This window comes from Paenibacillus sp. J31P190 (genome assembly GCF_059692075.1).
Genome location: NZ_JCAUAS010000021.1, coordinates 37,731 through 61,403 on the forward strand (window position 1 = coordinate 37,731; position 23,673 = coordinate 61,403).

Genomic DNA, 23,673 nt, shown 5'->3' on the forward strand with positions numbered 1-23,673 from the left:
ATTCTAAATAAAGAAATGTGCTATCTTACCACAATTATACCTACGAAGGAGAATGCAGATGTCCCATAACCACTTAACTACGAACCAGGGCGCGCCTGTAGGCGATAACCAGAATTCACGGACAGCAGGCCAGAATGGCCCGACGCTATTGGAGGATTATCACTTATTAGAAAAGATCGCTCATTTCGATCGGGAGCGTATCCCGGAGCGTGTGGTTCATGCGCGTGGAGCGGGGGCTTTTGGAACCTTTATAGTTGAAAATTCCATGAAACGTTATACGAAAGCGGGCTTCCTAGCTGAAGCGGGGAAAGAGACGGCGGTATTCGTACGCTTTTCGACCGTTATTCACGGTCAAGGGTCACCTGAAACAGCGCGTGATCCGCGCGGATTCGCTGTTAAATTTTATACAGAAGAAGGCAATTACGATCTAGTCGGCAATAATCTTCCTGTTTTCTTTATCCGCGATGCGATGAAATTTCCTGACATGGTTCATTCCTTGAAGCCAGCGCCTGATACGAATGTTCAGACACCCGACCGCTATTGGGATTTCATGTCACTGACACCGGAATCGACGCATATGCTGACTTGGGTTTTCTCGGACTACGGCACACCGGCGAATTACCGTGAAATGAATGGTTTCGGTGTCCATGCGTTTAAATGGATTAATTCCGTAGGGAATTATGTGTATGTGAAATATCACTGGAAACCGCACCAAGGGGTTCGCAATTTGAGCAAAGCGGAAGCTTCAGCCATTCAGGGCGAGGATTTCAGCCATGCGACAAGAGATTTGTACGACCACATAGATCGCGGCGAATTCCCGAAATGGGATCTGCATGTGCAGCTGCTGCAGCCTGAGGATTTGGACGCTTACGATTTTGATCCGCTGGATCCAACAAAAGTGTGGCCAGAAGATCTTATTCCATTGCAAAAAGTAGGGACAATGACGTTAAACCGCAACGCACAGAACTTTTTTGCTGATGTGGAGCAAGCGGCTTTTGCGCCAAGTGTGTTGGTATCCGGGATAGAGCCTTCGGAAGATAAGCTGCTGCAAGGCCGACTTTTCTCCTACCCAGATACACAAAGACATCGTCTAGGTGCCAACTACCTGCAAATTCCGGTGAACTGCCCATATGCAACCGTGCAAAATAACCAGCGCGATGGCGCTATGCAAATGAAGCAGCAGCCTGGCAGTGTGAATTATGAGCCGACTCGTCATGCCGACGCACCGAGAGAAGCGCATGAATTCCGCGACAGCAGCGCTCCGCTTAACGGAACTGTTGTTAGACAAAAAATCGCGAAAACGAATGATTTCGCACAAGCCGGAGAGACATTCCGCAGCTTCAGCGAGCAGGAGCAAGCGAATTTCATTTCGAATCTAGTAGGTGATCTCTCGTCTGTTCACGAGAAATCCAAACTGTTGGCGATTTGTAACTTCTATAGAGCAGATAGCAGGCTGGGAGAAAGCTTGGCTGCAGGCTTGAACGTGGATATTTCGGGTTATTTACAACATTTGAACCGCTAATGGCCATCATAAATTCAAATAAATATGTGAATAAATTCCAATAAATCGAAGAGGAGGTTCCCGTCATGGTACAACATGATCTGAATCAAGCGCTGCAGCGGATGCGCGCCAAAAACATTCCTTTAACACCTCAGAGGTGTGCAATACTTACGTTTCTATATGCGCAGGGCAGCTACACAACGGTCAAAGACATATGTGAGGCGTTGATCGTTAAATATCCCCATATGAATGCAATGACGGTTAACAGCAGCTTGCATGTGTTTAAACAGCTTGGTTTAGTTAATGAGTTGCCTGTAGTTGGTGCCTCCTTACGATATGAAGCGGCAATTTGTTCGTAAAAGGTTGATCATAGGTAAGGCGCTGAAGTGTAAGAAGAGTAAGATGGTCTCTTCTCAGGCTGCAGCGCCTTATTTTAACATAATAGTATAAGTTTCAGGTTGGACCTAGAGGTTCCCTTTATTACAGGTGGTATAAGGCTTGATATCCGCGCTGCCTGGGCTTGTAAGGCAATTTTCCTACGAAGCTTGTGGAGGGAAATGTACCCGGAATATTTCAAGGGCGTTTATAGATATGAAAACCGAATAGGGAATAGAGAAGTGGAAGGAAGTACAAAGTAGAACAGAAAAGGGAATGGAGATAGGGTGGAAAAGCGATAGCGGCCGTATTTGAAATCATGTTATAACCGTTAAATAAATTCAAAGAAACACGATTTCAAGGAACGGTTGGAACCCCCTATCCAATTCCCTCCCATGCACAAAACGTATCGCATAGCATAACAAAGGACCTAGCGGTGATCTTCCGCTAGGTTTTTCTTAGTCCCGCTTATTTTTTCGTGCTCTCGCGTCGGAGTTCGTTCACGGCATCCATTAGATCTTTACTTAGATAGGATTGAGCTTCTTCATAGACAGGTTCAAGCGCTTGCTGCCATTCATCCCGTTCCTCTTTGGATAGGAGGCGAACGTTCATCTGGCCAATTCTCTGCAGCTCGTTCCATTGTTTACGGTTGATCTCGATCGCATTTTGGTTAGCCCAAATCGTCGTTTCCTGCATGGCCTCATGAATCGTTTTTTGCTGATCAGCGGATAGCTTCTCCCAGAATACCTTATTCATTAGCACGCCATAACCTAGATAAGCATGATTGCTGATGGTCAAATATTTTTGGACCTGATACAGCTTTTTAGAGTAAATGTTCGAAATCGTATTCTCTCCACCGTCTACCAGACCGGATTCCATACTGCGGTAAACTTGGTTAAAAGGAATGGGGACTGTCTTCGCATTCAGATGACGAAATTGGGATTCGATGATCTTGCTAGGAAGAATTCGAAATGTCAAATCTCGAAAATCTTCCGGATGGACGAGCATGCCGCGGCCCGAGGTCATCTGCTGAAAACCATTTGCCCAAAAACTTAGACCGATAATGCCTTTTTCTTCAAGTTTGCTCATTAGGATATCTCCGATCTTCCCTCGGAACGCCTTTTCTACAGCCTCTTCATTTGGGAAAGCAAATGGGAGGTCCATCGCCATCCACTCAGGTACGACCTCGGATATATTAGAGAAGCTTGGCGCAATCATTTGAATGCTGCCTCCCTGCAAAGCTGCAACTTCTTCCGTTTCATTGTATAAAGTGCTGTTTGGAAACAACTCTACTTTGATGGTGTCATTTGTTTTTTCTTTAACTAATCGGGCGAACTCTTGAGCGGCTAAACCTTTGGGTGTATTCTCCGCTACACTAAAGCTGAATCGAATGATCGTTTGTTGGCCGAGTCCAATCTGCTCATCATCACCCACAAGCGGGCCGTTATTAAATTGCCAGGAAAAACCGAATCCCACCGCTGTCAGGAGGCCGATTAAAATAAACAACGTAATACCGAAAAATGTTCTCATAATGGACCCCCAGCTGTTGTATATCATAAATTCAGTGTAACATAATGTATGATAATCGTAGAAATAAACGGTAAGCTAGAAAGTAGGTGATGGCTTTGAAGATCAAGGGGCTTCGTATGAATTGGAAAATTACGATCCTGTCGTTCGGTATCGTATTATTTGCGATTTGTATCGGCGGTATCATTTTAATAGGCCGTGTGATTCACCTTCAGGAACAAGAGCTTGGACAGAGACTGCTTGTTACTGCGCGCACAGTTACCCAATTGCCTTCTATCCTCAGCGGGCTTACGGAACAAAGCCGTAGGCAGGAAATTAATCCGATCACTGAACGTCTACGCATTATTAATGACGTTGATTATATTGTTGTCTTGGATATGAACAGCATTCGTTGGTCTCATCCGTCATCCTCCCGGATCGGGGAGCTTTCGCAGGGGGAGGACGAGCATGCTGCCTTTGCCGAGCATACGTATCTTTCCAGGGCAAAAGGAGAGCAAGGGACAGCGCTTAGAGCCTTCGTACCTGTCATGAATGAGCAGCACGAACAAGTAGGTGTCGTATTGGTGGGGAAGCTGGTACCGGGACTAACCGGGATCATTCTCGACATGCGGGGGCAAATTTATGTGACGGTATTTTTATCTTTGCTTTTTGGTGTTTTGGGTTCGTGGATGCTCTCAAGGCATATTAAGGAGCAGATGTTTCGCTTGGAACCTGAGGAAATCGCCCAGCTGCTCGTAGAGCGAACCGCCACTTTCAATGCGATGCATGAAGGCGTTATTGCCATAGACAGCCAGGAATACATCACGGTTTTTAACGATAAAGCAAAAAAAATGCTGCAAATCGAAGGAGAAGTACTGGGACGCCATATTCGGGAAGTGCTGCCGGATACGAGACTTCCGGAAATTTTGCAGATGAATCATGCTGTTTATAACCAAGAACTGCATGTTGGTCCTGCTCATATTTTGAGTAATAGGGTTCCTATTAAAGTAGGGCATCATACGGTTGGCGCCGTAGCTATTTTTCAAGATCGCTCAGAGGTGACGAAAATCGCGGAAGAATTGACCGGAGTAAGGGCATTTGTTGATGCACTTCGTGTGCAGAATCATGAATATATGAATAAGCTGCATACCATCGGCGGCTTGATCCAACTTGATCATAAGCAAAAGGCGCTTGATTATTTATTCGAAACGATGGAGGCGCAGTCCGAGCTTAGCAGCTTTGTCTCGAGCAAGATTGCGAATGAGAGTGCTGCCGGTTTACTTTTGGGAAAAATCAGCCGCGGCAGAGAGTTGGGTGTCGACGTGCGTTTGGACCGGGCAAGCAGGTTGATGAGATTTCCAGATAATTTAGACCAGCACGATGTTGTGGTCATCTTGGGGAATCTGATTGAAAATGCTTTTGATGCCCTGAGGGGGAAGGAAGGGAAGAAAGAGATCTTTATCAGTATTGAGCAGGATGATGAGGTTTTATCGATTTTGGTCGAGGATAACGGGAAGGGCATGAGTGAGGAAACCAAACAGCGTAAGTTTGAGCGTGGCTTCTCCACAAATGCAGGCGAAGGCAGGGGCATTGGTTTGTATTTAATCCATAATATTGTAAACAAATGCGGTGCTCATCTGGAAGTAGAGTCCACGGTTGACGTGGGGACGAGCTTTATTCTCACTTTCCCGATGCATACAAGAGAGGAAGAAACTCATGTACAGAGTCGTACTGATTGAGGACGATCCGATGGTTCTTGAAGTGAACAGGCAGTTTGTTGAGAGAGTTCCCGGCTTTGGAATTGTAGGGACATCCTCTAACGGGTTAGATGGTATCGAGAAAGTTCGTGAATTGAAGCCTGACCTTGTCATTCTAGATATCTATATGCCGGGGCAAAATGGAACCGAATTGCTGCAGCAGATTCGAAACGAACAGTTGGACATAGACGCCATTGTCATTACGGCGGCTAATGACATTCCAACGATCCAGCGGATGCTTCATCAGGGGGCCGTGGACTATATCATGAAGCCTTTTAAGTTTGAAAGGGTCCAAGAAGCGTTGGAAAATTACCAACTAATGAAGAGGCGATTAGGTACAGAATCGACATTATCACAAGTTGAATTGGATCAACTATTACACGGTAACAACGGGGGAGAACCGCTTCCTGAATCACCTGCGTTCAGTGTGCAAAGGGATTTGCCCAAAGGTCTGCAAGCACTGACGATGAAACAAGTCATGCTGTTTCTGATGCAGCAGCACAAATCTTTATCCGCGGAAGAAGTAGCCGAGGGCGTTGGATTGGCAAGAGTTACGGCGCGCAGGTATCTGGATTTTCTGGAGAAGAATAAGCAGGTGAAGTTAGACCTTGAATATGGCGGGATTGGGCGTCCGATCAATAGATATGTATGGATGGCAGACGATAAAAGATCATAACTCAAAGTGAAGACCAAAAAGACCATAAGTACCAATATGGTCAAATTCTTCACGCCTTCTTTTGAAAGCGATATCATGAAAACAGAAATAGCTGCAACAAAGTCTACTATCGCTTGAGGTGAAGAAACGTGTCAATCCCATCGGGAGTTAATACAAGTATTATTTTGAGATTAGAATTGGATAAGGATACTGCGTCGTTCGGCAGTGTGGCTACGGCCATTAGTGATGCAGGTGGAGATATTATAGCCATTGACGTCGTTAGAACAGATAAAAACATCACGGTTCGGGATATCACGATCAATGTATACGATAACAAGCATACGGAATTGATTGCCGCGGCCATCCGCAAATTGGCGGGAGTGAAAATCGTCCATGTTTCGGATCAAACGTTTCTGCTACATTTGGGCGGGAAGATTGAAATGAGTCCCAAGTATCCTATTAAAAATCGGGATGACCTCTCGAGGGTGTATACACCGGGTGTTGCTAAGGTTTGCATGGCGATCCACGAAAAGCCGTCGCTTGCTCATACACTCACAATCAAACGCAACACAGTCGCGGTCATATCGGATGGAACTGCCGTACTTGGTCTGGGGCATATTGGACCTGAAGCAGCGATGCCCGTCATGGAAGGAAAGGCAATGTTGTTTAAGCAGTTAGCTGGTGTTGATGCATTCCCGATATGTCTAGCAACACAGGACACAGATGAAATTGTGAATATCGTGAAAGCGCTATCTCCGACGTTCGGCGGAATCAATCTAGAGGATATATCTGCACCTAGATGCTTTGAGATTGAACAGCGGCTTATCGAGGAATTGGATATTCCCGTTTTTCATGATGATCAGCATGGTACAGCTGTGGTGCTTTTGGCAGGATTGATTAATGCCGTTAAGATCGTGGGAAAGAAGCTTGAGGATTGCAAAGTTGTGCTTTGCGGCGTTGGCGCGGCAGGAACGGCTTGCACCAAAATGCTGATGGCTGCAGGAGTTCGAAATATTATCGGTGTCGATCGACAGGGTGCTATCACGCGTGATGGCGTTTACGACAATCCGTTTTGGCAATGGTATGCGGATCATACGAATCCGAAGCAGATTCAAGGATCGCTGTCGGAAGTTATTGAAGGAGCAGATATTTTTATCGGTGTATCGGGTCCTGGTGTACTGAAAAGAGAAGACGTCGCCAAAATGGCGGAAAATCCGATCGTCTTTGCAATGGCAAACCCGACGCCGGAAATACTCCCCGAAGAGGCAGAGCCTTATGTGCGGGTTATGGCAACTGGCCGTTCGGACTACCCGAATCAAATCAACAATGTGCTGTGCTTCCCGGGCTTGTTCCGTGGACTGCTGGATTGTAGGGCTACCAGAGTGACTGAGAATATGAAGCTTGCAGCAGCCAAGGCGATCGCATCGGTTGTTCAAGAGGATGAGTTGAATGAGTCTTACATTATTCCAAGTGTGTTTAATCAATCGGTCGCAGAATCAGTGAGAGATGCGGTTATAGAAGCGGCTTATGAAGACGGGGTCGCCAGAAGACGTAAAGAGAAAGTCCAAGCCTAATAAACCCCACAAAGTGACGCTAAGCCCTGAAGTATATTCCGACTACTTTGCGGGGGCCCCAAATAACTTTAGGAGGAATTAAGATGATGATGAAACTTAGAAAAAACTTAACACTGCAGGTACTGCTAGCGATTGTGCTCGGGATTGCGGTCGGTCAGTTTTTCCCTCATCAGGGAGAGAGCTTAAAAGTACTTTCCGATGTGTTCGTGAAAATGATCAAGATGGTCATAGCTCCAATTGTGTTCTTTACCATTGTAATCGGGATCTCTGGTATGGGGGATATGAAAAAAGTAGGTCGAATCGGCGGCAAGGCGCTGCTGTACTTTGAAGTTATTACTACATTTGCAATGGTTATCGGGGTAGCTGTCATGTACATCATTCGCCCTGGCGCAGGAATGAGCACGGCTGGTGTGAAGGCCGCAGATGTTGCGAAGTATACGAAAGACGCGGCAGCAACTAGTCACGGCTTTGTCGATTTCCTTACAAGTATCGTTCCGGATAACGTGATGGGTGCCTTCTCCAAAGGTGATATGCTGCCGGTTCTATTCTTCTCTATCTTGTTTGGTTTGGCGATGGCTGGTCTTGGGGACAGAGTGAAACCCGTTACGAATTTCCTAGAGAAAACGAATGAAATATTCTTCCGCATTGTAGGAATCATCATGAAGTTCTCTCCAATTGCTGCTTTTGGTGCAATGTCTTATACGATCGGCAAATTCGGCGTTCATTCCTTGTTTTCTCTCGGTAAAATGATGGGGTCCGTCTATATAACCATGGCATTGTTCATCTTTATTGTGCTCGGATCCATTTGTAGAATGTATGGGTTTAGCTTAATTAAGCTTTTGCGATTCATTAAAGAAGAGCTGCTGCTTGTATTAGGAACGTCATCGTCCGAATCCGCATTGCCGCGCGTTATGGAAAAGCTGGAGAAGTTCGGCGCATCTAAGTCCGTTGTAGGTCTTGTTGTTCCTACTGGTTATTCATTCAATCTTGACGGTACATCGATCTACTTATCTATGGCAGGGTTATTCATTGCGCAAGCCTATGGTATTGAACTAAACTGGATGCAGGTACTGACCTTCATGGGCGTACTGATGCTAACTTCAAAGGGTGCTGCGGGCATTACCGGATCAGGCTTCGTCACACTGGCAGCCACAATTGCCGCAATTCCGAACAATGTCATTCCCATTGAAGGCATGGCGCTTTTGATTGGGGTAGACCGGTTCATGTCCGAAGCAAGAGCAATTACGAACATCATTGGTAATAGCGTAGCGACAATTGTCATTGCGAAGAGTGAAAATCAGTTTAATGCAAATCCAGAGGAAACAGATATGTCTCTGCAAACGGGGGCTGTGAAAGAAGTTTCTGCTGTGTAAAATGGTAAAAAGAGGGTATTCCATTTGATGGAATGCCCTCTTTTTATATTTTTTGGGTTAGAGGGTAAAGTAGAGCTTACCACCTATAATGCATGCTCCCAACTGGCATTCAAAACTCCAAATTCGATTTTTAGAGTCATTCAGCTTTTGTGAGGGTAAATGGGCTATAGTGGTTATCAGTGTTGTAGTTTATACAACAATTCAGCTGCCAAAGGGCTATTTGGCAACTTGAAGTTGCAGTTTCTACAACATTTTGAGCCCTTTTGTTGCGAAATAGCCTGAATAGGAGCAAATTGTTGTACGTTATGCAACAACGAAGGAGAGAAGCGAGATTTAGGCAGTAATTGTTGCACTTTTTACAACATCATTCAACCGCGAATAGGGATTCATTCTTACAGCGACTTTAGGCAGCATGTTTTCTCACCGAAGAAAGACGAAAGCCGTTTATTTATGCAGATAAGTCATATATAAAGGTCTTGTCGAAAAATATTAGCATGATAAACATCTGCTTAACGAGAGTATTTATAGCTTACAGATGGGTCTCAGAAGTTGATGAGAATCTCATCTGAGGTCGCAAACCGTTTAAATGATAGAAAATGCGCCAAAAAGCGAACTATCCAAAAGATTTAGACGAAAATTGTTCGTTTTTTGAAATTGACATCGCACGTTAGTTGGTAGTAAACTAGGGAAGCGGGAAACGAAGCCGCACTAATTGAAAATGTCGAATCAACTCGTATAAAATCAGGGATAAGGCCTGAAAGTTTCTACCCAAAAACCATGAATTTTTGGACTACGAGGAAGCGAATGAGGGAAACCATAGGAAGACGATGGTCTTTTTGCATTCGGTTCTTTTGCTGTCCAGCGGATAGAATCATGTATTCTAGCTCTGGGCGTTTTTTGGGTTTAAGGTGATAGATGATGTATGGAATCTGGTTTGAAAACTACTATATAAGATGAGAGTAGGTTTGTTGTGATGACTGTACGTGTTGGTGTCATAATGGGAAGCCAATCGGATTGGGAAACGATGAAGCACGCATGCGACATGCTGGAAGAGCTGGGAGTGCCTTATGAGAAAAAGGTGGTTTCTGCGCATAGAACGCCGGACCTTATGTTCGAATATGCAGCCTCGGCTGCAGGGCGCGGCATTCAAGTGATTATTGCCGGAGCAGGAGGAGCGGCGCATCTACCAGGGATGGTAGCAGCCAAAACGGAGCTTCCGGTTATTGGTGTTCCAGTCAAAACGTCCACGCTGAACGGACTTGATTCCTTGCTTTCGATCGTGCAAATGCCAGGCGGCATTCCCGTCGCGACGGTGGCAATCGGTCATGCGGGTGCAACGAATGCAGGCCTCTTGGCGGCGCAAATTCTGGGCGCATTCGAGCCGGAGTTGCAAGCGAAGGTCAGAGCGCGTCGCGAGCGAATTGCTCAGACCGTGATTGAAAGCAGTGACTTGTTATGAGCGAAGCCTCAAACTTAAGCGATAAGGTTATCAAGCCAGGGGGCACCATCGGCATCTTGGGCGGTGGGCAGCTAGGTCGAATGCTGGCCTTGGCCGGACGCAACATGGGGTATCGCTTCGTGACGCTCGATCCTACGGATGACGCGCCTTGCGGTCAAGTTGCGGATGAGCAAATTCAGGCGGATTTTGACGATGTGGAAGCGGCGAGAAAACTCGCAGCCCTGTCGGACGTCATCACCTACGAATTCGAGAACGTCGATGCGCATGTGACCAACATATTAATGAATGAGTCCTATGTTCCACAAGGAAGTGAGCTTTTATACACGACCCAGCATCGTCTGCGTGAAAAGAGAGCAATTGAAGCAGCAGGCGTACCTGTGGCTCCATATGCTGAAATCACCAGCGCAGCTGATTTGCGTGAAGCGGCTGAACGCTTCGGGACACCGTGCGTGCTCAAAACAGCAACTGGCGGCTACGACGGCAAAGGACAGTGGGTGCTTCGCTCGCTGGACGAGGTAGAGGAAGCTTACGAAACGCTCAGCCGCGCCAAAACAGAGCTGGTTCTCGAACAATTCATTCATTTTGACAAAGAATTATCCGTGATTGCAGCAAGAAGTCCACGCGGCGAGGTAAAGGCTTTTCCCGCTGCTGAAAATATACATGTACATAACATCCTGCATCAATCGATCGTTCCGGCGCGAATCCCTGCTCAGGTGCAAAAGGAAGCTGAAGAGCTTGCAGTGCGCATCGCAGAATCGCTTGGTGTAATTGGTTTGATCGCAGTGGAGTTATTCCTGACGAAGGATGGACAGCTTTACGTTAATGAGCTTGCGCCACGTCCGCACAATTCAGGTCATTACACGATGGAAGCATGCCGAACTTCACAGTTCGAGCAGCACGTTCGCGCGATTTGCAACCTGCCGCTTGGTTCTACCGAGCTGCTGTCACCTGTTGTGATGGTCAATTTGCTTGGCGAGCATATCGAACCGCTGCAAGAATTGATCGACCAACCCGATTTCCTGGAACACAGTGAATTAGGCGTTTCCGCGAAGGTTCATCTATATGGCAAGAAAGAAGCGAAAGAAAAACGCAAGATGGGACACATCAATCTCCTTACAAGCGACGTCGCGAAAGCACTGACTTGGATAGAACAGACAAGCATTTGGGAAAGTAAGTAAAAGAACTCATTGGAGGAACGGCTAACATGATTGAACGTTATACACGCCCAGAAATGGCACGCATTTGGACAGAGGAAAATAAATTCCAAGCTTGGCTTGAAGTCGAGATTCTTTCTTGCGAAGCATGGTCAGAGCTCGGAGTTATTCCTAAGGAAGATGTGAAAGTACTGCGCGAGAACGCAAGCTTCAACATTGACCGCATTTATGAAATCGAGCAAGAGACGCGTCATGACGTAATTGCCTTCACTAGAGCGGTTTCCGAAACGCTGGGACCTGAGCGCAAATGGGTTCACTACGGTTTGACTTCGACAGATGTTGTCGATACGGCTCTTGGCTACTTGCTGAGACAAGCGAACGAGATTTTGGACAAAGACATTCAGAATTTCATCGAAATCCTTCGCAATAAAGCGATCGAACATAAAGATACAGCCATGATGGGCAGAACGCATGGTGTGCATGCAGAGCCGACGACTTTTGGTTTGAAAATGGCCCTTTGGTACGAGGAAATGAAGCGTAACCTGGAGCGTTTCCGTTTTGCCGCTGATGGCGTACAATTCGGTAAAATCTCAGGTGCAGTAGGCACCTACGCGAACATTGATCCATTCGTTGAAGAGTATGTGTGCGGTAAGCTGGGTACAAAAGCAGCTCCGATTTCTACACAAACCTTGCAGCGTGACCGTCACGCTGAATACATGGCGACACTTGCATTGGTTGCTACGTCCCTTGATAAATTCGCTACAGAAATTCGCGCGCTTCAGAAGAGTGAGTTCCGCGAGGTTGAAGAGCCGTTTGCAAAAGGTCAAAAAGGTTCCTCCGCAATGCCGCATAAGCGTAACCCGATTGGTTGCGAGAGCATTTCCGGTCTGTCCCGTGTGATTCGCGGGCACATGGTTTCCGCTTATGAGAATGTGACGCTTTGGCATGAGCGCGACATTTCGCACTCCTCCGTTGAGCGTATTATCCTGCCGGATGCGACGCAGCTGCTGAACTACATGCTGAACCGCCTAGGCAACATCATCAAGAACTTGACTGTGTTCCCTGAAAATATGAAACGCAACATGCGCAGCACCTATGACGTTCCTTTCTCTGGCCGCGTGATGACGAAGCTGATCGACAAAGGCTTTGCTCGTGAGCAAGCTTACGATACGGTTCAGCCTAGAGCGATGCAAGCATGGGAAGAACAGCGTTCATTCCGTGAAATCGTGGAGAATGCTTCCGTGATTACGGAAGTGTTAAGCCCAGAAGAAATCGCAGATTGCTTCGATCCGAGCTGGCATTTGAAACACGTAGATACGATCTTTAACCGTTTAGGTTTGAAATAAAGCAGGGCATTTTAGCAGGAAAGGATGTGTGGTTCGTGGCTAACAATATCTTGGATTCAGCTATTGAATTGATTAATGCTCCCCTGGTTCATAAGGGTAAAGTACGTGAACTGTATGATCTGGGCGAACATTTCCTTATCGTGGTAACGGATCGGATTTCGGCTTTTGATTACATGTTGAAGCCTGGAATTCCTGATAAGGGCTACGTTCTGAATGCGCTAAGTAAATACTGGTTCGGCGTGACGAGCGGTTATATGAGCAATCACATTGTGCACACGGACGTGGAAAAGCTCCACGCGATTATTCCGAGTGCGGAAGATAGAGAGCTTCTAAAGGAACGTATTATTGTAGCGAAAAAAGCGGAGCGCATCTCCATTGAATGCGTGGTTCGCGGGTACATCACAGGCAACGGCTGGAGACAGTACGAGAAAACCGGCGAGATTAACGGTCGCAAACTGCCTGAAGGCCTGCGTAAGAACGAGCGCTTGCAAGATCCTATTTTCACACCTGCGGCTAAAAATGATGTCGGTCATGACGAAGACATTTCCGTGGAACAAATGATTGATTTAGTCGGCGAAGAGCTGACGTATGCGCTGCAAGAGCGAAGCATCATGCTTTACACGTTGGCTCATTCGATTTGTGAGCAAAAGGGCATTATTTTAGCAGATACGAAGTTTGAATTCGGCTTCTACGCAGGAGAACTTATTATTATTGATGAAATTTTCACGCCGGATTCCTCGCGTTACTGGTCACAAGATAAATACGCCCTGGATATCGAGATTGATTCGATGGACAAAGAGCCCGTTCGCACTTATTTAGCGGGATCGGGCTGGGATAAAAATAGTGAGCCGGATGAGCTGCCAGCTTCCGTAGTGGAAGAAACTTCGAACCGTTATAAAGAAATTTTACACCGCTTGGTGGATTAGTAGAAAAATGATTGGGAAATACTCGCTGAGAAATTAGCTGTAGTGATGAAGGGCGAGGATGGCGGCGATTAGTTTCCCTCAAGTCCCACTCAATCCCGCCCAATACCCACCCAATACCCACCAGGTTGAGAATAAGAGTCTCTAGAGGCTCCTATTTCTAAGAAAAGAGCAAAAAATTGCGGATAAGAGTCTTTAAAGCCTCTTATTTCCATGATTATCAGTAAAATAGTTGCTTTTTGGGGAAATAAGAGTCTTTAGAAGCTGCTATTCCCGGATATCGTAAGAAAAATGAGAAATAAGAGCCTTTAGGGACTTCTAAATGGGCTCCAGTCCATGCCAGCTGCTCTGGCGAATAACGCTAAGGAGAGATTAGAGATGAAAGCAACGGTCTACGTAACGATCAAGCAGAACGTATTGGATGTTCAGGGAACTGCGGTGCAAGGAGCGCTTCATTCCATGGGCTTTGACGAAGTTGGCAAGGTGCGCATTGGGAAATACTTGGAGTTAGAACTGGATACAACGGATAAAGCAGAAGCAGAAGCGCGCGTAAAAGCAATGTGCGAGAAGCTGCTCGCGAACACGGTTATCGAAGACTACCGCTACGAGTTGGCGTAACATACCAGATTTTACCAAGGATAAACGACTCCGCCGTCCTTCTGGGACGAGAGCGTTTGTCAAGGTAGATGCGAAGCAAAAGTATAAAACTTATACTTTCTTATCTACGAAAAAAGTTTTGCCAAGGCAAAACTCTAAGGAGGAAAACGTCATGAATTTTGCGGTTCTTGTATTTCCGGGATCGAACTGCGACATTGATATGTACAAAGCAATCGAAGATACCATTGGTCAGCCGGTTGAGTATGTTTGGCATACAGATGGCGACTTGTCCAAATACGACTGCATCCTCGTGCCGGGTGGATTCTCTTATGGAGATTACCTGCGTTGCGGAGCGATTGCACAATTTACGAACGTGATGAAAGCTGTGGTTAAGGCTGCGGAAGAAGGCAAGTACATTCTAGGTATTTGTAACGGATTCCAAGTGTTAACGGAAGCAAGATTACTGCCAGGCGCTTTGCTGCGCAACAACGGAATGAAATTCCGCTGCCACCAAACGATCCTCAAAGTGGAGAACAACACGACGGCTTTCACGCGTGATTACGCGGAGGGCGAGCTGATTGAAATCCCGATCGCTCACGGCGAAGGCAACTACTATTGTGACGAAGCTACGCTAAAAGAATTGCAAGAAAACAATCAAATCGTATTCCGTTATGAAGCGGGCAACAACCCGAACGGATCACTTGATGATATCGCTGGAATCAGTAATAAAGCAGGTAATGTCGTTGGTATGATGCCTCATCCGGAGCGTGCCGTTCATGAGATTCTTGGCTCCGCAGATGGTAAGAAAATGTTCACATCAATTCTAAGCGCTTGGAGGGAGAAACATGACGCAGCAGCTATCCGTTAATGAACCAACAGCCGAGCAAATCGCGGAGCAGAAAATATACAAGCAAATGGGCGTAACGGACGAAGAGTTTGCCAAAATTTGCGGCTTCCTTGGACGCAATCCGAACTATGTAGAAATCGGTGTATTCAGCGTTATGTGGTCCGAGCACTGTTCATACAAAAATTCCAAACCTGTACTTCGTAAATTCCCAGTGACAGGACCTCGTGTTCTAATGGGACCTGGCGAAGGCGCAGGGATTGTAGATATCGGAGACAACCAAGCGGTTGTGTTCAAAATTGAAAGTCATAACCACCCTTCAGCGATCGAGCCTTATCAAGGCGCGGCGACAGGTGTGGGCGGTATTATTCGTGATATTTTCTCCATGGGCGCGCGCCCGGTAGCGCTTCTGAATTCCTTGCGTTTCGGTAAGCTGGAAAACGACCGTGTGAAGTACTTGTTCGAGCACGTTGTATCCGGAATAGCTGGATACGGCAACTGTATCGGGATTCCGACAGTCGGCGGCGAAGTCATGTTCGACGAGAGCTACGAGGGGAACCCGCTCGTGAATGCGATGTGTGTGGGTCTTATCGACCACAACATGATTCAACGCGGTGTTGCCAAAGGTGTTGGCAACCCAGTATTCTACGTCGGACCGGCAACTGGCCGCGACGGTATCCACGGTGCGACGTTCGCATCCGAGGAGCTTACGGCTGAGTCCGAAGCGAAACGCCCAGCGGTACAAGTGGGCGATCCGTTCATGGAGAAGCTCGTGCTGGAAGCGTGCTTAGAGTTAATTAATTCCGGCATCGTGCTCGGAATTCAAGATATGGGCGCTGCGGGTCTTACTTGCTCCAGCGCAGAGATGGCTAGTAAAGCGGGCAACGGCATGGAGCTTTACCTTGATGAAGTTCCGCAGCGCGAAGAAGGCATGACAGCGTATGAAATGATGCTGTCTGAGTCTCAAGAGCGTATGCTTTTCGTTGTTGAGCCGAAGCATGAGGCGCAAGCTAAGGGCATTTTTGAGCGCTGGGGTCTCCACTGCGCCAAAGTCGGCAAGGTAACCGATGACGGTTACCTGAAATTGATCCACCACGGTGAAGTCGTGGGGAACATGCCTGTCGGCGCACTCGTCGACGAGTGCCCGGTGTACAATAAACCGAGCAAGGTGCCGGCTTATTACGAAGCTAGCGCATCGATCGACACGACTCGTTACCCTGAGGTAACGAAATTGACAGAAGCGCTGAAATCGGTGCTCGCGTCTCCGACGGTAGCGAGCAAAGAGTGGGTGTACAACCAGTATGACCATATGGTTCGTACAGATACGGCAGTGCGTCCGGGTTCGGACGCAGCGGTTGTGACCATTCGCGGTACCCGCAAAGGCCTCGCGATGACAACCGACTGCAACGGACGCTACGTATACCTGGATCCAGAAGTAGGCGGACGGATCGCTGTATCAGAAGCAGCACGTAACGTGGTTTGCTCCGGTGCTGAGCCGCTCGCGGTTACGGATAACCTAAACTTCGGCAGCCCAGACAAGCCAGAAATTTTCTGGCAGCTGGAGAAATCCACAGACGGTATGGCAGAAGCTTGCCGCTTCTTGGATACGCCAGTTATTGGCGGTAACGTCTCGCTTTACAACGAGAACGCCAAAGGTGCGATCTACCCAACTCCGGTTATCGGGATGGTTGGTCTTGTTCATGACATCGACCACATCACGACGCAAAGCTTCAAAAAAGAAGGCGACATCATCATCCTGCTCGGCGAGACGAAAGCAGAGCTCGGCGGCAGTGAATTCCAATATGTCATTCACGGTGTAACCGAAGGCCGTCCTCCTGAATTGGACTTGGCTACTGAGAAACGCCTGCAAAATGCAGTACTAAAAGCAATTCAAGAGGGTCTTGTTGCTTCTGCGCATGACTTATCCGAAGGCGGCTTGGCCGTTGCTTTGGCTGAAAGCTGTATCGGTGGTAAAGTAGGAGCAGCTGTTAATGTAACGTCTGACCTTCGTCCTGACTTCACGCTATTCAGTGAAACACAATCCCGTATTTTGCTGAGTGCTTCCCCTGATAAAGCGGACGCTCTGAAACACTGGATTGCTTCACAAGGCGTACCTTATCAAGAAATTGGAACAGTAACAGGTTCAGATCTGACCGTTAAAATTAATAACGAACAGCGTCTCCAGTCTCCGGTAAGCGAGCTGGCGAAAGTCTGGAAGGATGCGATTCCATGTCTAATGGCGTGAAACAATCAGAGGCCCTAAAGCTTCCTGCTGCTCCTGTTGTCCAAGTGGGCGACGGGCAGCATGAACTTTGGACAGGAGAGTATTTCAACGAAGGTGTAGGCGGCCATGGCGGATTGTTTGATAAGCTGAATGAGGAGTGCGGGGTATTCGGGGTTTATGGTCATCCCGACGCTTCCTCTCTGTGCTACTACGGGCTGCATGCCCTGCAGCACCGCGGACAGGAAAGCGCTGGTATCTGTACAGTAGAAGATGAAAAGTTTAACTACTATCGCGGGATGGGACTTGCCAAAGAGGTGTTCACTAACGAGAATTTGTCGCCTCTGACAGGTTCCACAGCGATTGCGCATGTGCGTTATTCCACAGCAGGCGAGAGCAAGCTGGCGAACGCGCAGCCTCTAGTTTTCAAATACCGCGAGGGCGACCTTGCGATTGCGACGAACGGTAACCTCGATAATGCCAACATTATCAAGCGCGAACTTGAGAAGAAGGGTTCGATCTTCCAAACGACGAGCGACACCGAGGTTATGGCGCATTTGATTGCGCGTTCGGAGCATGACGATATCGTGGAAGCCGTCAAAGATGCCATGAATCAAGTCATCGGCGGCTTTGCCTTCCTGATCACTACCAAAGATAAAATGATTGCTGCGCTAGATCCGAATGGACTTCGTCCCTTCATGATCGGCCGTCTGGGAGATGCGTACTTGTTCGCCTCCGAGTCCTGTGCATTCGATGCGGTGGGAGCAACTTATTTCCGTGATGTACAGCCGGGGGAAATCATTGTGATTGACCGTGACGGCTTCCGCTCGGAGCGGTTCACGGAAAGCGGCCGACGCGCGATTTGTGCAATGGAATATATCTACTTTGCTCGACCGGACAGCGACATCGATACGGTGAACATTCACTCCGCACGTAAGCGGATGGGTAAAAAACTGGCGATGGAGGCTTTCGTCGATGCGGATGTGGTAACGGGTGTACCGGATTCGAGTATTTCCGCTGCGATTGGTTTTGCTGAACAAACGGGTATCCCTTATGAGTTGGGTCTGATCAAGAACCGCTACACAGGCCGGACGTTCATCATTCCAAGCCAAGAGCTTCGTGAGCAAGGTGTTAAAATGAAGCTTAGCGCCGTTCGCAAAGTCGTCGAAGGCAAGCGTGTTGTCATGATTGATGACTCCATCGTGCGAGGGACAACGTCACTCCGAATCGTCAATTTACTTAGAGAAGCTGGGGCAACAGAAGTGCATGTGCGTATCTCTTCGCCACCTTTTATGAACCCATGCTACTACGGAATTGATACACCGGATCGGAAAGAGCTGATCGCTGCGATGAATTCTATCGAAGAGATTCGTAAAGCGATCAACGCGGATTCCTTGCATTTTCTGACAAAAGAAGGATTGTTAGATTCGATCGGCCAAGGTTCCGCAGGGGCGGAAAGCGGCTACTGTACGGCATGCTTCGATAACACCTATCCAACAGAAATTGTGGATGTTACGAAGGTTGGTTGTGCTTGCGATTAATTGGTTAATAGATAGATAAATGCAAAAAAATGGAATAGACACAACGGGTGGGTCTCGCTTAGGCGAACGACCTCCCGATACATAGACAAACTAAGGAGTGGAAGCGAAGTGTCGGATGCTTACAAAAAGGCTGGAGTCGATATCGCGGCAGGGAACGAAGCAGTAGAACGGATGAAAAAGCACGTCAAACGGACTTTCCGTCCTGAAGTGTTAACTGACCTCGGTGGCTTCGGCGGGCTGTTCAGCTTGAACAAAGACAAGTATGAGGAGCCTGTGCTCGTATCTGGTACGGACGGCGTGGGCACGAAGCTGAAGATCGCTTTTGCAATGGATAAGCATGATACGATTGGGATTGATGCTGTCGCGATGTGTGTGAATGATATTATCGTTCAGGGCGCGGAGCCGCTTTTTTTCCTCGACTATCTGGCTTGTGACAAAGTAATTCCAGAGAAAATTGAAGCTATCGTTAAAGGGATCGCTGACGGTTGTGCGCAGTCTGGCTGCTCACTGATCGGTGGCGAAACGGCGGAAATGCCGGGCATGTATGCGTCAGGGGAGTATGACATTGCCGGGTTTACAGTTGGAATCGTCGACAAGAAAAAGATCATCGATGGTACAACGATCCGTCCTGGAGATGTGGTTCTAGGTCTGGCATCGAGCGGTGTGCACAGTAACGGGTTCTCTCTTGTGCGCAAGCTTTTGCTGGAAGATGGCGGTTATACGCTTCAAGGTCATGTGGATGAGCTGGGCGATAAGCTTGGTAACGTGCTGCTTGAGCCAACGAAGCTTTATGTGAAGCCAGTTCTTGCGATGCTTGAAGACGTTGCGATCAAAGGGATGGCACACATTACAGGCGGCGGTTTCATCGAAAATATTCCGCGCGTTCTGCCTGATGGCGTGAACGTCGAGATCCAATATGGATCGTGGCCGATCCTGCCGATTTTTGAGTTGATGCAGCGTGAGGGTGGCATTTCGAACAACGATATGTTCCGCACGTTCAACATGGGCATCGGGATGGTTGTTATCGTGGGCGCGGACGATGCGGAGAAAGCTATTGCCGCAGCAGAAGCGCAAGGCGAGAAAGCCTACCGTTTAGGCGTTGTTACTGAAGGCGAGCGTGTAGTGACGTTCCAAGGAGCTGAGGTTTAATGCAGCCTTACCGAATTGCGATTTTTGCTTCGGGCAGCGGCTCGAATTTCCAGGCCATCGTAGATCAGGTACAGAAGGGGAAGCTTGATGTCAGCATCGAGCTTCTTGTCTGTGACCGCCCGCAAGCATATGTGGTGGAGCGTTCTGTAGAAGCGAAGGTGCCTGTATTCACGTTTGTTCCGAAGGAATACGAGAGTCGTGAGGCTTACGAGGCTCTTATTCTTAAGGAGCTGCAAGATCGTCAGGTTGATCTGATCGTAATGGCCGGTTACATGCGGATTATTACGAATGTGCTTGTTGAGCCGTTTTTCGGGCGCATGATCAACATTCATCCTTCGCTGCTGCCTTCGTTTCCAGGCGTGCGTGCGATCGAGCAAGCCGTCGAATACGGCGTGAAGCAGACCGGCGTGACCGTTCACTTCGTGGACGGCGGTCTCGACTCCGGGCCGATCATCGCGCAGCGCGCCGTCGAGATCCACGAGCACGAGACTGCGGACTCGCTGGCCGAGCGCATCCATGCGGCTGAGCACGTGCTGCTGCCGCAGGTGATTCGCTGGCTTCGCGAGGACCGCGTGAGCTTGGATGGCCGCAGGGTTAGCGTACGATCGTAGGTTGATGCCGTAGGTCCGTAACTGCTGAGATTAAGGTTCCTTGTGGATAACTCGGCTGTGCGCGCTGCTGTTTTATATCACTTAAAGTAGCTGTTTTATGCCAATTGCGTGAGCTTGGTCGAAGTTAACGATGTTTTTCATCGCTAAGCTGGGCTGAGCGGGAGAGTTACAAATATTATTTTCTGGGAGGAAGCATAGTGGCAATCAAAAGAGCACTTATCAGCGTTTTCGATAAGACGGGAATTGTTGAATTCGCGAGCGAGCTGTCGAAGCTGGGCGTTGAGATCATTTCTACGGGCGGTACGCTTAGTTTGTTGAAGGATAAAGGGGTGCCGGTTATCGGTATTTCCGAGGTTACAGGGTTTCCGGAGATCATGGATGGCCGCGTCAAAACGCTGCATCCGAATGTTCACGGCGGACTACTGGCTGTTCGTGACAACGTGGAGCACCAAGAGAGCATGAAGAAGCTCGGTTTGGAGTATATTGATCTGGTTGTCGTGAACTTGTATCCTTTTGCCGAAACGATTGCGAAGCCTGATGTGACTTACGAGGATGCGATTGAAAACATCGATATCGGCGGGCCGACGATGCTTCGTTCCGCAGCTAAGAACCATGCGTTCGTCTCGGTTATCGTAGATACAACCGACTATGCGAAAGTGCTGGAAGAAGTGCAAGAGACAGGCGACACAACGCTGGAAACGCGCAAACGTTTAGCTGCCAAAGTGTTCCGTCACACAGGAGCTTACGATGCATTGATTGGTGACTACTTGACTGGCCTGCAAGGCGAGCCTTACCCAGAGCGTTATACAGTGACTTATGAGAAAATGCAGGAGCTTCGTTACGGAGAGAACCCGCACCAAAGCGCGGCTTTCTATCGCAAGCCGAACGCGGCTGCCGGTAAAATTACAACGGCTGAGCAATTACATGGTAAAGAATTATCCTATAATAATATTAATGATGCGAATACAGCACTGCAAATCGTCAAAGAATTCAGCGAGCCTGCGGTTGTAGCCGTTAAGCACATGAATCCTTGCGGCGTAGGTATTGGTACAAATGTGCTTGAAGCTTACACAAAAGCGTACAATGCAGACCCGACTTCCATTTTCGGTGGTATCGTGGCGGCGAACCGTGCGGTTGACGAAGCGACAGCACAACTACTGCATGAGATTTTCCTGGAAATCGTCATTGCGCCTGATTTTACACCGGAAGCACTCGATATCCTTTCTAAAAAGAAAAACATTCGCCTACTCAAAGTAAGCGGCTTAGATACAGTAGCTGGCCGCAAAGCGGAGCCAGTGATTACAACGGTTGAAGGTGGTATGCTCGTACAAGCTAGCGATGCCTACCAACTCACAGAAGCTGACTTGAAAGTTGTTTCTGAGCGTCAACCGACGGCTGAAGAGATGAAACAATTACTTTTCGCATGGAAAGTAGTTAAGCACGTTAAATCTAACGCAATCGTACTCGTTGCGGACGACATGACGGTTGGCGTGGGCGCTGGTCAAATGAACCGCGTTGGCGCAGCCAAAATCGCTATTGAGCAAGCTGGCGACAAGGCGAAAGGCTCTGTCCTTTCTTCCGATGCTTTCTTCCCAATGGGCGACACGCTTGAAATGGCAGCAAAAGCGGGAATCACAGCGGTGATTCAACCGGGCGGCTCCATTAAAGACGAAGAATCCATCCGCGTAGCGAACGAAAATGGCATTGCGATGGTAATGACAGGCGTTCGTCACTTTAAACACTAAAACAATTGAGAATGCTCACGATCGATTTCCAGACCGTGGGCATTCCCCATGAGAGGGGTTATCCTAAATGCGTGTACTAGTTATTGGACGAGGCGGGCGCGAGCACGCGATTGTATGGGCACTCAGCAAAAGCCCGAAGATCAGCAAATTGTTCTGTGCACCGGGGAACGGCGGGATTGCTGGTTTAGCGGAATGTGTGCCGATTACAGAACTGCAATTTGAAGAGATCAGCACATTTGCGAAGGAGCAGGCGATTGACCTCGTGATGGTAGCACCTGATGATCCGTTAGCAGCAGGTTTAGTTGATCACTTGGAGTCCAAGGGGATCGAGGCTTTCGGACCTCGCGCGAACGCGGCGATTATTGAGGGCAGCAAGGTGTTTATGAAGGAGCTTTTGAAGAAATACAGCATTCCTACGGCAGCTTACGAGTCTTTCGATGCGTATGAGCCAGCGCTTGCTTACTTGCGCAGCCAATCAGCACCGATTGTTATAAAAGCGGACGGTTTAGCTGCAGGCAAAGGGGTTACCGTTGCGCAAACGATGGAGGAAGCCGAAGCAGCACTTCGCGATATTATGGTGGATCAAGTGTTTGGCAAATCCGGAGCTAGCGTAGTCATTGAAGAGTTCTTAACAGGACAAGAAATGTCACTGCTAGCTTTTGTTGATGGGTCCACGGTTCGCCTCATGGTGCCGTCACAGGATCATAAACCTGTTTTTGATAACGATAAAGGGCCAAACACGGGCGGAATGGGTACGTACTCGCCGCTGCCGCATATCCCTGAGTCGATTGTACAGGAAGCGCTTGTGAACATCGTTCAACCTACAGCTGATGCCATGGTAAAAGAAGGCCGTCCTTTCAAAGGCGTACTTTATGCCGGTTTGATTTTGACCCCGAATGGCGTGAAAACAATCGAGTTTAACGCGCGTTTCGGTGATCCAGAGACGCAGGTTATTTTGCCTCGCCTCAAAACTGATCTGCTCGATATTTTCCAAGCTATCAACAACGGAACGTTGGCTGAACAGCCGATCGAGTGGAGCGAGGAAGCGGCAGTTTGTGTGATCGTAGCTTCACCAGGCTACCCAGGCCCGTACCCGAAAGGGCTGCCGATCACTGGACTGGATCAAGTCCAAGACTCGCTTGTGTTCCACGCTGGGACAGCCATCGAGGATGGTCAAATTGTCACCAACGGCGGACGCGTGCTTGGAATCACAGGCCTTGGCAAAGATATCATTGAAGCTCGGCAGAAAGCTTATGCGGATGCGGACCGGATTCATTTTGACGGGAAGCATTACCGTACGGATATTGCGATGAAAGCTTTGAAATAGGATGAAAAAACACAG

Annotated in this window: 19 protein-coding genes and 1 riboswitch; of the genes, 18 read left to right on the forward strand and 1 reads right to left on the reverse strand. The window is 48.1% G+C overall.

All coding sequences use genetic code 11. The features are described 5' to 3' along the window. The first annotated feature begins 58 nt into the window (after positions 1–58). Complete coding sequence (locus AC58U0_RS28150) at positions 59–1,522, forward strand: catalase (protein ID WP_497382164.1); 1,464 nt, start codon at positions 59–61, stop codon at positions 1,520–1,522. Positions 1,523–1,587: 65 nt separating this feature from the next. Beyond that, positions 1,588–1,860, forward strand: coding sequence for a Fur family transcriptional regulator (locus AC58U0_RS28155; RefSeq protein ID WP_057301935.1), 273 nt, complete (start codon positions 1,588–1,590; stop codon positions 1,858–1,860). A 484-nt stretch (positions 1,861–2,344) separates the two neighbouring features. On the opposite strand, the gene AC58U0_RS28160 is transcribed toward AC58U0_RS28155, so the two are convergent. Further along, the gene (locus tag AC58U0_RS28160) at positions 2,345–3,406 is read right to left on the reverse strand and encodes a DctP family TRAP transporter solute-binding subunit (RefSeq protein WP_497382165.1); all 1,062 of its coding nucleotides are present in this window, start codon (positions 3,404–3,406) and stop codon (positions 2,345–2,347) included. Between the two features lie 116 nt (positions 3,407–3,522). Between AC58U0_RS28160 and AC58U0_RS28165 the strand changes: the two genes are divergently transcribed. The 16 genes from AC58U0_RS28165 to purD all read left to right on the forward strand — a co-directional run bounded on the left by AC58U0_RS28165 (position 3,523) and on the right by purD (position 23,658). Further along, positions 3,523–5,121, forward strand: coding sequence for an ATP-binding protein (locus AC58U0_RS28165; RefSeq protein ID WP_497382166.1), 1,599 nt, complete (start codon positions 3,523–3,525; stop codon positions 5,119–5,121). Further along, the gene (locus AC58U0_RS28170; protein WP_497382167.1) at positions 5,099–5,815 is read left to right on the forward strand and encodes a response regulator; all 717 of its coding nucleotides are present in this window, start codon (positions 5,099–5,101) and stop codon (positions 5,813–5,815) included. The genes AC58U0_RS28165 and AC58U0_RS28170 overlap by 23 nt, the downstream gene beginning before the upstream one ends. Before the next feature lie 128 nt (positions 5,816–5,943). Then, on the forward strand, positions 5,944–7,368 hold the full coding sequence (locus tag AC58U0_RS28175) for an NAD-dependent malic enzyme (RefSeq protein WP_497382168.1): 1,425 nt from the start codon (positions 5,944–5,946) through the stop codon (positions 7,366–7,368). An 86-nt stretch (positions 7,369–7,454) separates the two neighbouring features. After that, entirely contained in the window at positions 7,455–8,741 is a 1,287-nt protein-coding gene (locus tag AC58U0_RS28180) for a dicarboxylate/amino acid:cation symporter (RefSeq protein ID WP_497382242.1), read from the forward strand. 711 nt (positions 8,742–9,452) lie between these two features. Next, positions 9,453–9,554, forward strand: a riboswitch (purine riboswitch). 160 nt (positions 9,555–9,714) lie between these two features. Then, entirely contained in the window at positions 9,715–10,200 is a 486-nt protein-coding gene (gene purE, locus AC58U0_RS28185) for a 5-(carboxyamino)imidazole ribonucleotide mutase (protein WP_029198283.1), read from the forward strand. Further along, positions 10,197–11,378 (forward strand): 5-(carboxyamino)imidazole ribonucleotide synthase, encoded by a 1,182-nt coding sequence (gene purK / locus AC58U0_RS28190; protein WP_497382169.1) that lies wholly within the window; start codon positions 10,197–10,199, stop codon positions 11,376–11,378. The genes purE and purK overlap by 4 nt, the downstream gene beginning before the upstream one ends. A 26-nt stretch (positions 11,379–11,404) precedes the next feature. Further along, complete coding sequence (gene purB / locus AC58U0_RS28195; RefSeq protein ID WP_047676348.1) at positions 11,405–12,700, forward strand: adenylosuccinate lyase; 1,296 nt, start codon at positions 11,405–11,407, stop codon at positions 12,698–12,700. Positions 12,701–12,735: 35 nt separating this feature from the next. After that, positions 12,736–13,626, forward strand: coding sequence for a phosphoribosylaminoimidazolesuccinocarboxamide synthase (locus AC58U0_RS28200; RefSeq protein WP_497382170.1), 891 nt, complete (start codon positions 12,736–12,738; stop codon positions 13,624–13,626). Positions 13,627–14,001: 375 nt separating this feature from the next. Next, complete coding sequence (gene purS / locus AC58U0_RS28205; protein WP_029198287.1) at positions 14,002–14,241, forward strand: phosphoribosylformylglycinamidine synthase subunit PurS; 240 nt, start codon at positions 14,002–14,004, stop codon at positions 14,239–14,241. A 151-nt stretch (positions 14,242–14,392) separates the two neighbouring features. Next, positions 14,393–15,088 carry a phosphoribosylformylglycinamidine synthase subunit PurQ gene (gene purQ, locus AC58U0_RS28210; protein WP_047676351.1) on the forward strand — a complete coding sequence of 232 codons (696 nt, stop codon included), beginning with the start codon at positions 14,393–14,395 and terminating at the stop codon, positions 15,086–15,088. Next, on the forward strand, positions 15,066–17,309 hold the full coding sequence (purL, locus tag AC58U0_RS28215; protein ID WP_497382171.1) for a phosphoribosylformylglycinamidine synthase subunit PurL: 2,244 nt from the start codon (positions 15,066–15,068) through the stop codon (positions 17,307–17,309). Before purQ ends, purL begins: the two co-directional genes overlap by 23 nt. Beyond that, positions 17,294–18,826 (forward strand): amidophosphoribosyltransferase, encoded by a 1,533-nt coding sequence (gene purF, locus AC58U0_RS28220; RefSeq protein WP_497382172.1) that lies wholly within the window; start codon positions 17,294–17,296, stop codon positions 18,824–18,826. Before purL ends, purF begins: the two co-directional genes overlap by 16 nt. Before the next feature lie 108 nt (positions 18,827–18,934). Next, a complete protein-coding gene (purM, locus tag AC58U0_RS28225; protein ID WP_060645814.1) occupies positions 18,935–19,975 on the forward strand; it encodes a phosphoribosylformylglycinamidine cyclo-ligase in 1,041 nt (346 codons plus the stop codon). Beyond that, positions 19,975–20,586, forward strand: a complete 612-nt coding sequence (gene purN / locus AC58U0_RS28230; RefSeq protein WP_497382173.1) for a phosphoribosylglycinamide formyltransferase — start codon at positions 19,975–19,977, stop codon at positions 20,584–20,586. Before purM ends, purN begins: the two co-directional genes overlap by 1 nt. Positions 20,587–20,783: 197 nt before the next feature. After that, positions 20,784–22,331: a bifunctional phosphoribosylaminoimidazolecarboxamide formyltransferase/IMP cyclohydrolase gene (gene purH, locus AC58U0_RS28235; RefSeq protein ID WP_497382174.1), complete on the forward strand. Its 1,548-nt coding sequence runs from the start codon at positions 20,784–20,786 to the stop codon at positions 22,329–22,331. 67 nt (positions 22,332–22,398) lie between these two features. Then, complete coding sequence (gene purD / locus AC58U0_RS28240) at positions 22,399–23,658, forward strand: phosphoribosylamine--glycine ligase (RefSeq protein WP_497382175.1); 1,260 nt, start codon at positions 22,399–22,401, stop codon at positions 23,656–23,658. Positions 23,659–23,673: the final 15 nt, after the last annotated feature.